Source organism: Actinoplanes sp. NPDC048796 (assembly GCF_040650035.1).
Classification (GTDB): domain Bacteria; phylum Actinomycetota; class Actinomycetes; order Mycobacteriales; family Micromonosporaceae; genus Actinoplanes.
In genome coordinates this window covers 911,630-923,031 of sequence record NZ_JBEZGO010000002.1, presented here as the reverse complement: position 1 = coordinate 923,031, position 11,402 = coordinate 911,630, and the positions used below count along the sequence as shown (strand labels likewise).

Below are 11,402 nucleotides of genomic sequence, written 5' to 3'. Positions count from 1 at the left end.
TGAACACAGCCTCGTCTCCCCGATTTGACCTGAACGAAGGCTTACAACGTAAGAACGGCTGTTGTCGATAGTCGAGATCAGCAATATGAACTGGGGATCGTAAATCGGTCCGAGGTGACACCAATGCACTCCGTGATCGTCAATCGGTTGATACAGCGCATGCACTAAAGATGAATCCGCGCAACGACGACGACAGTGACAAGGATCATTGGCTAGCGATCGACCGGGTTCCGCACCGGCAGGCGAAAGCGCTCATGATCCCCTTCGCTCGACACCTCACTGGCGGCCTGTCGTCGGCAGCTGGCCGTTCCGCCAGACCTGGCTGTTTCGGACTGCTGGTGGCCGCGGCCGCCGACGTCGCGGTCTACGGCGTACTGGCCCGCAAGCCCTAAGATCTTGCCGTGACCACACCGATGCGGGTGCCGCCGTCCGAGCCCGAGCGTGAGCGCGCCGCCGAGCTGTTGCAGCGGGCGTGCGGCGATGGCCGGCTCACTCTCGAAGAGTTCAGTGTGCGGGTCGGCGCGGTCTGGGCCGCCGAGGACGCCGACGAGCTGGCCCGGGCCACCGAAGGGCTGGCGGCCACCCCGATCGTCGGCTCGTCGCGCACGGTCGACCGGGTCATCACCATCTTCAGCGAGAACAAGCGGCGCGGCCGGTGGCGGCTGCGCGACTCCGGGGTCTCCATCCGGACGCTGTTCGGCTCGACCGAACTCGACCTGCGTGAGATCGCCACCGACCAGGCGGTCATCGAGATCTCCGGCAGTGTCACGTTCGGCGAGCTCAAGCTGATCGTTCCCGAGGGGGTCGAGGTCGACCTCACCGGTGCCGCCGTCTTCTCCTCCCGTCAGCTGCACCTGGCCCGGGTGCCGCGGGTTCCCGGCACCCCCGAGGTGCGCGTGCACATCACCACGTGGTTCAGCTCGGTCGAGGTCGTCTCGAAGAGGTACTCGCTCCCGCAGTGATTGCGGGAAAAGGTTCGAATTTCCTGACAACGCCCCGGCCGCCCCGGCCGCCACGTCCTCGGCCGCCACGTCCTCGGCCGCCACCTCCTCGGCGCAGCCGGCGCCGCTGGTGCAGCTGGTCGGCTATCTGTCCAAGGCCCAGCCGCCCGCCGGTGACGCGACCCTCGTGCTGCGTGATCAGACGCTGTTCGACGGCAAGCGGGTCAAGGTCTGGGATTTGTGGGCGGACCAGGGCGGCTACTACTTCGCCACGACCCGCGACGGTCTTCCGGCGCAGGTGAGAGGCGGCAAGATCCGCGGCGGGAACTCCTACCGCGAGTACGTGGCGGCGGCGAAAGCGGCGGCCACCGGCGACCTGAACGCCGCCCGCAAGCGCATGATCGTGGCCGGGGCGCCCAAGGGGGCGCCGGTGCCGACCGAGGCCCCCGGCTACAGCCACCCGGCCCCGGCCAACACCAAGATCCCGGCCGCGGTCCGCGAGGGGATGCGGACCAACATCGCCGACAACCGGGTCTGGAACAACGTCCTCGACGCGCTGCACGCCGGCGCCGGCGACCCGGGTCGTGCGGGCCGGCGCGCTGCGGCTGCTCGACCAGATGCCCGAGGTCAAGGTGGCCCCGGGCACCCTCGACGGCAAGCAGGTGCTGAACCTGACCGTCGGCATGCCGGCGATGCCCGGCGAGTCGCCGCAGACCATCACGATCGACGCCGCGACCGGCGTACCGCTGAAGCTCTCCAACGGTTCCGACGGCAGCACGACCTTCGTCGTGACCCGGATCAGCCTGGCCGACGTGAAGAAGGGCTCCTTCTAGCGCTCGTCGACCTCGGCCCGGTGGACGCCCACCTCGTGGCTACCCTCGTGCTCCTTGACCACGACACGGTGACCTTCGGGGTGGGTCTCCGCCGCGTGCCGCCCCTCCTCGTCGCCACGTGCCGCCGGGCCGCTCTGCTCCTCGGCGGCGCGGGCGGCCAGGCCCGACTGGGTGCGCAGGGGGATCTGCGGCAGGAAGGCGAAGATCACCAGCGCGGCCAGGATGACCACGGAGGCGGCCAGGAAGATCATGTCCATCGACTGGGAGAAGCCGGCCTTGAACGGGTACGCGACCACGGCGCTCAGCCCGTTCAGGAACGAGGTGTCGTTCAGGTCGGCGCCCCCGCGCAGGGCCTCGGCCACCGCACTGTTGGCCGGATCGGCGAGCGCCTGCTGGAAGGCGGGGCCGGCCGCCCGTACCTCATCCGCGATGTTCTGACCCACCGTTGAGAACAGCAGCGACAGGAAGAGCGCGGTGCCGGCCGTCGCGCCCATCTGGCGGAAGAACGTGGCCGACGACGTAGCCACCCCGATCTCGCGGGCCGACATCGCGTTCTGCACGGCGAGCGTGATCGGCTGAAGGACCAGGCCGAGGCCCAGGCCCAGCACGGCCATGAAGACACCGGTGCGCCAGAACGGCGTGTCCACCCCGACCGTGTGCAGCAACCACATGCCGGCCGCCGCGAACACGCTGCCGACAACCGGGAAGATCTTGTATTTCCCGGTACGGCTGATCAACTGACCCGAGATCACCGAGCCGACCATGAGGCCGAGCGTCAACGGCAGCAACTGGAGACCCGACTCCGTCGGCGTGGACCCCTGGACGATCTGGAGATACAGCGGCAGCACGGCCAGGCCACCGAACATGCCGAGACCGACGATGAAGCCGCCGACCGCGGTCAGGCTGAACGTCCGGTTGCGGAAGAACCGCAGCGGGATCAGCGCGTCCTCGCCCATCCGCCACTCGGCCAGCACGAACAGCAGCAGACCGGCCACGCCGACGCCGTAGCAGAACAACGCCCGGCCCGAGTCCCAGCCCCACGAGCGGCCCTGCTCGGCGATGGTCAGCAACGGCACCAGGGCCACACACAGCCAGGCCGCGCCCCACCAGTCGATCCGGTGCTCACGCCGCTCCTGCTGAAGGCGCAGCACCTTGGCCACCACGATCAGGGCCACGATGCCGATCGGCACGTTGACCAGGAAGACCCAGCGCCAGCCGGTGATGCCCAGAATCTGGTCGGCCCCGGCGAAGAAGCCGCCGATGACCGGCCCGAGCACGCTCGAGGTGCCGAAGACGGCCAGGAAGTAGCCCTGGTAGCGGGCCCGCTCCCGGGCCGGGACGATGTCGCCGATGATCGCCAGGGCCAGCGAGAACAGGCCGCCGGCGCCGACACCCTGGAAGGCCCGGTACGCGGCGAGCTCGTACATCGACTGCGCGAACGAACAGGCGGCCGAGCCGATCACGAAGATGGTGATGGCGGCGAGGAAGAAACGCTTGCGCCCGTAGATGTCGGAAAGCTTGCCGTACAGCGGGGTCGAGATGGTCGAAGTGATCAGGTACGCCGTGGTCACCCACGCCTGAGCGCTGAGCCCGTGCAGATCGTCGCCGATGGTCCGGATGGCCGAGGCGACGATCGTCTGGTCCAGCGAGGCGAGCAGGAGGCCGAGCATGAGCCCGCCGAGCACCTGCAACACCTGACGATGCGTGAGATCCACGCCCGCCGGTTTCGTAACGGTGGTGCTCATCTCGGGTCCCCCCTGCTAGGTGATACCTCCGACTACCCCCACGCATCAGTCATCGATACGTTTAGGAGAGGCCGATCACCTGCGATCCCGGTCACCGCGCCGGTCCGTGATCCGACTGAGCCGAACCGGCCGGGCTGCGACCATCCGGTCATGCCCGACTCCGCCGCACCCTGGTTGATGAGCAACGCCGACCTGGACGAAGTGATCCGCGCCGACAAACGGCTCGCCCGCTGGACGGCCGGTGCGCTCGCCGCCGTACTGGTAGTGGGGGCAGCCGGGCTGACAATCGTGTCGTTCCGGCTGGATCACGAGGCCCAGGGCGTCCCGCTCGCCTCGATGCTGATCGTCGCCGCGTTCCTCGCGATCTCGGCTGTCGTCGTCCCGCTGGTCGTCCTGGGATCACATCGGTCACGGCGGCGACGGTGGGAACGGCGCGAGCGGGAATGCCGGGAGCTGGCCCACATCGCCAAGTCGATAAACGACCCGGCGCTGGGTGACTTGATCACCTTCAATTTCCGTCTCATGCACAGGTTCGTGGCCGTGGCCATTACGCAGTCCCGGACGTCCTATTTCGCCTGCATCGGTGCCGCGACCGCCGGGCTGCTCGTGCTGCTGGTCGGGGCGACCGCGGCGCTTTCCGTCCAGGATCTCGCCGGCCAGATCACGGCAGCTGTGCTGACCGCCGTCGGAGCGGCGCTGAGCAGTTTTCTCAGTGTGGTCTTTCTGCGGCCGTTCCAGATGACGGCGAAACAGATGAGCTACTACTACGGTCAGCCGCTCGTGCACTGCTACCTGCTGCACGCCGAGTGGCTGGCCGAGCGCTTCGGCGAGGAGGCGGACCCGACGCTCCGGTGGAAGTTGCGGCACGAACTCGTGCGTGCGGCCCTGGACGCGGCGAGGAACGCCCAGGACCATCTTCTCGATCTTCAGATCGGGGGCGGCCGAGCTGGGGCCCGGGTCGTTTCGGGTTGAGGGGCGTCAGCGGTTCGCGCACTCCGGGGGAGCTGTGGGCTCGCCGGCGGTGGCCAGGTTCTCGTTCATCTCGGTGGTGGTGGCCAGGCGGGTGAAGGCGGGGCCGAGGATCAGGTCGATCGTCTTGTCGCCGGCCGGGCGGGTCGGGTCGAAGCGCATCGTGGCGTCGCCGTACACCACCGCGCGCAGCACGGCGGCTGTGCCGATCGCGGCGGGGCCGTAGACGACGGTGGCCGGCGTGGCCGGGCGGGGGCCGGTGGTGCCGTCGAGCACGGTGAATCGGCGGGCCTCGAGCTGGGCGGCCGTCGTCGCCATCCGGGTCGGGGACGCGCCGCCGTCGAGCACCCGGACCCGCACCTGGGGCGGGTCGCTGGGCAGGGTCAGGTCGCAGGTGAGGCCGGGGGTGGCGGGGCGGTCGGCGGGCGCGATGGCGGTGGGGAGCTGCCGCTGTTGCTGCGGCCAGGCGAGCGTGATGCCGGCCGTGGCCGCCGCCACCGCCACGGCCGCCGTCGCCACGGTCACGCGCCGCCGGCGGCGACGGCTGTTGCCGCGGGCCCGGATCGTGGCGGCCGGGGGGACCGGGAGATCCCGTACGTCGGTCTCCAGCTCGTGAAGTCGGTCATGCACCGAACGAGGCATCGCTGATCTCCTGATCGTGGTCGTCGAGTAGGCGGCCGAGAGTGGCCCGGGCCCGGGAGAGCCGCACCTTGACCGTCCCCGCCGGGACGCCCGTGCTGGCGGCGATCTCCTGGACCGGCATGTCCAGCAGGTAGTGCAGCGCGACGGCCTGACGTTGCGCGGCCGGCAGCCGTCGCAGCGCGTCGACGACGGCCACCCGGTCGGGCGACGGCCCGCCGGTCGCCTCGTCGCCGGGGCCCAGGCGGGAGCGGGCGGCGAGCCACCGCCGCAGGCCACGCCAGCGGTTGAGCATCAGGCGCCAGGCGACCGTCCGTACCCAGGCCTCGGGATCCTCGTACCCGGAGACCTTCGGCCAGTGTTGCCAGGCCCGGGCGAAGGCCTCCTGGGCGATGTCCTGGGCGTCGCCCCGGTCACCGCCGGCCGCGTAGAGGTAGAGCACGACCCGCCGGACCGTCGCGATGTAGAAGGCGTCGAAGTCGGCGCTGCCCGTGGATTCCCGCACACTTGAAGACACACCGCACCCCGCGATCCGGTTACATCGATTCCGCGACCGCGTGATGTTTGCCGGCTTCGGCCCACTCCCGCGCCGACCGCCCGCGACCGGCGTCCTCGCGGCGGTCGGGGTCGGCGCCACCCGCGACGAGTTCCCGGACCGTGCCGGCATGCCCCCAGGCGGCGGCTGCGCACAGCGGCAGCCCTTCGTCGCCGCGGCCGCTCTCGCGGTTCGGGTCGGCCCCGGCCGACAGAAGCAGCCGGACGCTGCCGGCCATGTTCTGAACGCTCGCGCGGTACAGGGGCGTGCTCCCGTCGCGGTCGGCCGTGTTCGGGTCGGCGCCGTCCAGCAGCAGCCTCGCCACGTCATGCGTGCTGCCCCAGCCGGCGGCTTGCACGAGCCTGTCCTGCAACTTCTTACGTCGGCGCCTGTTCACGCCGGCCATTGCACCACGCGCCCGGTTGCCGGGCCGTCCTACCGTGCGCGCATGCCGATCCCCGAATTCGTCGTCGCCCTCCGCTCGAAGATCGGACACGATCCGCTTCCGCTACCCGGCGTGATCGCGGTCGTGCTCGACGACCGCGATCGGGTGCTGCTGGTCCGGCGGTCGGACACCCACGAGTGGGCGCTGACCACCGGCTGCCTGGAGCCGGGCGAGCAGCCCGCGGCCGGCGCCGTCCGGGAGGTCCGGGAGGAGACCGGGGTCGACGTCACGGTCGAGCGCCTGCTCGCGGTGGAGGCCCTGGACCTGTCAGTGGCCCCCAACGGCGACCAGATTCACTGGCTCACCGTCGGCGTGCGGTGCCGGGTCGTGGCCGGTGAGCCCCGCGTCAGCGACGACGAGTCGGTGGAGGTCGCCTGGTTCGACCCGGACGCCGTGCCGCCGCTGCCACCGCATCAGGCGCGGTGCCTGGCGATCGCCCTCGACCCGGCGGCCGAGCCGTGGTTCGCGCGTGCGGCACCGGGTGGTCGCTGATCTACCAGGGAACCGTCCCCTCGTCGGAGACGAACGTGGCGGTCGGCGGTTTATCCATCGTGGCCAGACGGATCGCGATGGCGGCGCCGTCGGCGGCCGTGCGCTCCAGCGAGAGGCCGAGATCCTTGGCGAAGTCGGTGCCGCAGGCGCCGGGGGCCACGGCGTTCACCGACATGCCGGGGAAGGCGTTGGCGTACTGGACGGTGACCATGTTGAGGGCGGCCTTCGACGACGGATAACCGGCCATGGCGCCGCGGGCGGCGAAGCCGTGTGACGGGTCGGTGTTCCAGTGCAGGGAGGCCGTGCCGCTGGAGACGTTGATGATCCGGGGATCGGCCGACTCGCGGAGCCGGGGCAGGAAGGCCTCGGTGACCCGGATGACGCCGAACAGGTTGGTCTCGTAGACGGCGCGGATCACCGCCGGGTCGACCTGGCCCGGCGTCTGACCTTCGCGGCCGCCGGAGATGCCGGCGTTGTTGACGAGAATGTCGAGGTGGTCGTGGGGGTAGCGGGACGCGAAAGCGGCGACCGAGTCGTCGTCGGTGACGTCGAGATCGGCGCGGGTGGCCGCGATGACGGTCATGCCGCGGGCGGCGAGTCCTTCCGCGATGGCGGCGCCGATTCCCCGGGCGGCCCCGGTGACCAGGGCGATCTTCGTGTCTGACATGCCTTCATCTGAGCATCGGGCCGCGTCCCATCCCAAGATCGATTGAGTACGCCGGCGATACCCTCGGGGTATGGAGGACGTGGAGACGCGCGAGTTGCGCTACTTCGTCGCCGTGGCCGAGGAGCTGAACTTCGGGCGGGCCGCGGAGCGGCTGGGCATCGCGCAGCCGCCGCTCTCCCGGGCGATCCGGCGGCTCGAGCATCGCCTCGGGGTGGAGCTGCTTGAGCGTACGAGCCATGGCAGCCGCCTGACCCCGGCCGGCGAGGTGCTGCTGGCCGAGGGGCGGACCGCGCTCGACGCGGTGGCCGCCGCCGTCGGGCGGGCGCGGCGGGCCGGGCGGAAGCCGAGCCTGGTGCTGGCGATGAAGCCGGGCGGCGACGCCGGGCTCCTGCCGGCGATCCTCGCCGCGTACGAGAACCGGCCCGATGCCTTGCCCGTCGATTTCGCCTTTTCGCTCGGTGAGCGGGCGGCCATGCTCCGCGACGGCCGGGCCGACGTCGGGCTTCTGCATCACCCGCAGAACGATCTGAGCGGCCTCGCCACCGAGGAGCTGACCGTGGAGCGGCGGGTGCTGGCGCTGGCCGACAGCCACCCGCTGGCCGCCCGGGACGAGCTGCGCATGGCCGATCTGGCCGGCGAGGATCTGCCATGGTTCCCCGAGGCGGCGCGCCCGGGCCCGGGTCCGCGGGTCGGTGACGTGGGCGAACTGATGCAGCTGGTGACGCTGGGCCGGGCGGTCGCGCTGGTCACCGAGTCGGCGTCGCAGCGGCCGCTCCCGGGCGTCACCTACCGGCCGGTGCTCGACGCGGTCCCGGCCACCCTCGTCCTGGCCTGGGCCGAGAGCAGCCGGTCGCGGGAGGTGGCGGCCTTCGTCACCGCGGCCCGGCAGGCAGCTTCTCCAGGAGCGAGCGGTACCACCTGATGCCGGCGAGGTAGGCGTCGACCGTGATGTGCTCGTCGTAGGAGTGGATGGCCTCCCGCTGTTTCCTGGTCATCTCGAACGGCGTGAAGCGGTAGACGCGCTCGCAGATCGCGGTGAAGCGGCGGGCGTCGGTCGCGGCCATCATGACGTACGGCGCCGGAACCGCCTGGGGGAAATGCGACACCGTGACCGCCTCGATCAGCTGGAACGCGTCGTCCAGCGGCGACGGCGGTGACGGCTCGCCGTCGTGAACGACCCGGATCGTCACCTTCCTGTCGCGGATCACCTTGCGGACGTGGGCGATCGCGCCGGCCATGGTGTCGCCGACCAGGATGCGGATGTTGACGCCGGCGGTCGCGTTCGACGCCACCATGTTCAGGGCCGGTGAGCCGCTGAGCGTGGTGACCGCGAACGTCGTCCGTACCATCGCCGCCGCCTCCGGACCGGCGGCCAGGAGCAGCCGGGTCAGCACGGGACGGGACCGGACGGCGGCGCGCAGGGCGACACCGATCGGGCCGGTGGCGTGTTCGGCGGCGCGGCGCAGGAACTCGACCACCACGTCCGGTGTGGTGGCCGGCATCGGCGAGCGGTCGAGCCGGGTGATGGCCCGGGCCAGGCGTGCGGTCGGCCCCATCGGGGCCGGTGTCGACGCGTGCCCGCCGCGGCCGGCGACGCTCAGCTCGATCGAGGCGACGCCTTTCTCGGTGACGCCGATGGCGGCGACCGGCACGGGCACGCCCGGCAGCACGTCGTGGGCGATCGCGCCGCCCTCGTCGAGCACGAACCACGGCTTGACGCCCCGCCGGCGCAGCTCGTCGACGGCGAGCCCGGCCGCGATGCCGGCCACCTCCTCGTCGCAGCCGAACGAGAGCCACACGTCCTGGGCCGGGGTGTGCCCGGCGGCCAGCAGGTCCTCCACGGCCTGGCCGATGGCGGTGAGGCTGGCCTTGCAGTCGAGGGTGCCGCGGCCCCAGACGACGCCGTCGGCGACCACCGCTTCGAACGGCGGATGGGTCCACTCGCCCTCGACCGGCACCACGTCGATGTGGGCCATGAGCACCACCGGCCGCTCGGCCGAGGCGCCCGGCCAGTGGAACAGCAGGCCGTGCGTACCGACCCGGGTCAGTTCGAGCCTCTCGTGCAGCAGCGGGAAGTGCCGTCGCAGCGCCTCGTGGAAGTCGTCGAACGCCGTCTCGTCCCACGCCTCGGTCTCGCGGGTCGAGACGGTCGGGATGCGCAGCAGGTCGCGGAACGCCTCGAGCCGGCTCATCGCGCCATCATGTCAGCCGACGTGCACGTGGGGCCGGCGGTTGCGGTCGTGCTCGGCCCGGCGCAACATCTCGCGAGTCACGGGCGCCACCTCGCCCTGCCCGAACGCCAGGTAGCGCACGAAGTTGGCGACCGGGTTGCCCTCGGTCCACTCGAAGTAGATGTGCGGCCGGCGGCCGGTCGTGTCCCGGATCCACAGCAGCAGCGCGGCCAGCGCGCTCGGCACCGACGAGCTGGTCACCCGCATCACCTTGTAGCGGTGGTGCAGCAGCTCGCCGGTCACCCGCAGCTCGGTCTCGAAGTCGGAGGCGTCCTGCACCGTCACCTCGACGAAGATGACGTCCCGGTCGTCGGCCATGTCGTTGTCGGCCAGAATCTGCGCGATCTTGTCGCTGTACTCGCGGCTGTCCCGGCGGCCGGGCTCGTTGGCGATCAGCCGGATCTGCCGGCGCCGGCAGTCGGCCAGGAAGCCGAGCGCCGTCTCGTCGGCCGAGATGTCGGTGACCCGCAGGTCGAACGCGCGGAACAGCCGGGACAGGAACGAGACGATCAGGATCCCGGCGATGAAACAGGCGGCGATCTTCACGCCGTCCGGTCGCTCCACCACGTTCGCGACGGTGGTGTAGACGAACAGCACCGCGATGACGCCGAAGGCGACGGTGCGGCCCTTCTGCCGCCGGCGGTGCGCCGACAGGGTCACCGCGACGGCGGCCGAGGTGATCAGCACGAGGACGCCGGTGGCGTAGGCGCCGCCCTGCGCGTCCACGTCCGCGTCGAAGATCCAGGTGATCAGGAAGGCCGTCCCGGTGAAGACCAGGACCAGCGGCCGTACGGCGCGGGCCCAGCCCGGCGCCATGCCGAACCGTGGAAGGTAGCGCGGCACCAGGTTGAGCAGCCCGGCCATGGCCGACGCCCCGGCGAACCACAGGATGGCGATGGTCGAGAGGTCGTACACGGTCCCGAACGCATTTCCCAGGTTTTCGTGGGCGAGGTAGGCGAGCGCCCGCCCGTTGGCGTCACCGCCCGACTCGAACTCCCGCTGCGGGATGAGCACGGTGGTGACCACGCTGCTGGTCAGCAGGAAGACGCTCATGATGACGGCGGCCGTGGTGAGCAGCCGCTTCGCGCCCCGGACGCGCCCCCGCAGGTCGCCCTTGATGTGCGGCATGACGGCCACGCCGGTCTCGAAGCCGGACAGGCCGAGCGCCAGCTTCGGGAAGACCAGCAACGCGATCCCCACCACCACGAGCGGATTGCCGTGCTGGGTGGTGAGCGCGGTCGTCCAGTCGGTCACCGCGTGCGGATGGGTCAGCACCTCCCACAACCCGTCGGCGATCACCACCACGTTCAGCGCCAGGTACACGCCGACCAGGCCGACGGCGATACCGACGGCCTCGGTGAAACCCTTCAGGAAGACCGCGCCCAGCAGGGCCACCAGCAGCAGGGTGACGATCACCTGATGGCCGTGCAGAGCTTGCGGGAGGTACGGGTTCTCGTCGACATGTGCGGTGGCGTCGGCGGCCGACAGGGTGATCGTGATGATGAAGTCGGTCGCCGCGAACCCGAGCAGCACGAGGACGAACAGCTTGCCCTTCCAGAACGACAGCAGCTTCATCAGCATCGCGATGGAGCCCTCGCCGTTCGGGCTGTCGGCTGCCACCCGCCGGTAGATCGGCAGCGCGCCCAGCAGCGTGACCAGCACGAGCACGAGCGTCGCGACCGGCGACAGCACACCGGCGGCCAGCGCCGCGATGCCCGGCTGGTAGCCCAGCGTGGAGAAATAGTCCACGCCGGTCAGGCACATCACCTTCCACCACGGGTGCGGCTTCTCCGCCGGATCGGCCGGTACGCCGTGCGGGCCCTCGTGGTGCTTCGCGGTGTCGTTCAATCCGGAAAGCATCCAGTCCCGGAACCCCGTGGTTGTCACCCGCGAATGGTTCCACCG

At 70.8% G+C, this 11,402-nt stretch carries 13 protein-coding genes; 6 read left to right on the top strand and 7 right to left on the bottom strand.

Annotation, left to right across the window (positions count from 1 at the left end):
- Positions 1-170 precede the first annotated feature (170 nt).
- The 3 genes from AB0C26_RS12775 to AB0C26_RS12765 all read left to right on the top strand — a co-directional run bounded on the left by AB0C26_RS12775 (position 171) and on the right by AB0C26_RS12765 (position 1,774).
- Entirely contained in the window at positions 171-392 is a 222-nt protein-coding gene (locus AB0C26_RS12775) for a hypothetical protein (protein ID WP_360246095.1), read from the top strand.
- 9 nt (positions 393-401) lie between these two features.
- Positions 402-962 carry a DUF1707 domain-containing protein gene (locus tag AB0C26_RS12770; RefSeq protein ID WP_360246092.1) on the top strand — a complete coding sequence of 187 codons (561 nt, stop codon included), beginning with the start codon at positions 402-404 and terminating at the stop codon, positions 960-962.
- 563 nt (positions 963-1,525) lie between these two features.
- Positions 1,526-1,774 carry a hypothetical protein gene (locus tag AB0C26_RS12765; RefSeq protein WP_360246089.1) on the top strand — a complete coding sequence of 83 codons (249 nt, stop codon included), beginning with the start codon at positions 1,526-1,528 and terminating at the stop codon, positions 1,772-1,774.
- Here the strand turns inward: AB0C26_RS12765 and AB0C26_RS12760 are convergent.
- The gene (locus tag AB0C26_RS12760; RefSeq protein WP_360246086.1) at positions 1,771-3,519 is read right to left on the bottom strand and encodes an MDR family MFS transporter; all 1,749 of its coding nucleotides are present in this window, start codon (positions 3,517-3,519) and stop codon (positions 1,771-1,773) included. The two genes, AB0C26_RS12765 and AB0C26_RS12760, sit on opposite strands and share 4 nt — an antisense overlap.
- 150 nt (positions 3,520-3,669) lie before the next feature.
- Here AB0C26_RS12760 and AB0C26_RS12755 point away from each other — a divergent pair, with 150 nt between their 5' ends.
- Complete coding sequence (locus tag AB0C26_RS12755) at positions 3,670-4,491, top strand: hypothetical protein (RefSeq protein WP_360246083.1); 822 nt, start codon at positions 3,670-3,672, stop codon at positions 4,489-4,491.
- Between the two features lie 6 nt (positions 4,492-4,497).
- Here AB0C26_RS12755 and AB0C26_RS12750 read toward each other — a convergent pair whose 3' ends face one another.
- From AB0C26_RS12750 to AB0C26_RS12740, 3 genes are read right to left on the bottom strand one after another with little or no spacing between them, the layout of a single operon-like run.
- Positions 4,498-5,118 (bottom strand): LytR C-terminal domain-containing protein, encoded by a 621-nt coding sequence (locus tag AB0C26_RS12750; protein ID WP_360246080.1) that lies wholly within the window; start codon positions 5,116-5,118, stop codon positions 4,498-4,500.
- Positions 5,111-5,632, bottom strand: coding sequence for a SigE family RNA polymerase sigma factor (locus AB0C26_RS12745; RefSeq protein ID WP_360246077.1), 522 nt, complete (start codon positions 5,630-5,632; stop codon positions 5,111-5,113). Before AB0C26_RS12745 ends, AB0C26_RS12750 begins: the two co-directional genes overlap by 8 nt.
- 31 nt (positions 5,633-5,663) lie before the next feature.
- Positions 5,664-6,059 (bottom strand): ankyrin repeat domain-containing protein, encoded by a 396-nt coding sequence (locus AB0C26_RS12740; protein ID WP_360246074.1) that lies wholly within the window; start codon positions 6,057-6,059, stop codon positions 5,664-5,666.
- Positions 6,060-6,110: 51 nt separating this feature from the next.
- Between AB0C26_RS12740 and AB0C26_RS12735 the strand changes: the two genes are divergently transcribed.
- Positions 6,111-6,599 (top strand): NUDIX domain-containing protein, encoded by a 489-nt coding sequence (locus AB0C26_RS12735; RefSeq protein ID WP_360246071.1) that lies wholly within the window; start codon positions 6,111-6,113, stop codon positions 6,597-6,599.
- 1 nt (position 6,600) lies between these two features.
- Here the strand turns inward: AB0C26_RS12735 and AB0C26_RS12730 are convergent, their stop codons facing one another.
- Entirely contained in the window at positions 6,601-7,266 is a 666-nt protein-coding gene (locus AB0C26_RS12730) for an SDR family NAD(P)-dependent oxidoreductase (RefSeq protein WP_360246068.1), read from the bottom strand.
- 70 nt (positions 7,267-7,336) lie between these two features.
- Here AB0C26_RS12730 and AB0C26_RS12725 point away from each other — a divergent pair, with 70 nt between their 5' ends.
- Positions 7,337-8,188: a LysR family transcriptional regulator gene (locus AB0C26_RS12725; RefSeq protein WP_360246065.1), complete on the top strand. Its 852-nt coding sequence runs from the start codon at positions 7,337-7,339 to the stop codon at positions 8,186-8,188.
- Here AB0C26_RS12725 and AB0C26_RS12720 read toward each other — a convergent pair.
- Both AB0C26_RS12720 and AB0C26_RS12715 read right to left on the bottom strand, forming a co-directional pair.
- Entirely contained in the window at positions 8,139-9,458 is a 1,320-nt protein-coding gene (locus AB0C26_RS12720; protein ID WP_360246062.1) for a M20/M25/M40 family metallo-hydrolase, read from the bottom strand. The two genes, AB0C26_RS12725 and AB0C26_RS12720, sit on opposite strands and share 50 nt — an antisense overlap.
- A gap of 12 nt (positions 9,459-9,470) precedes the next feature.
- Positions 9,471-11,357, bottom strand: a complete 1,887-nt coding sequence (locus AB0C26_RS12715; protein WP_360246542.1) for an amino acid transporter — start codon at positions 11,355-11,357, stop codon at positions 9,471-9,473.
- Positions 11,358-11,402: the final 45 nt, after the last annotated feature.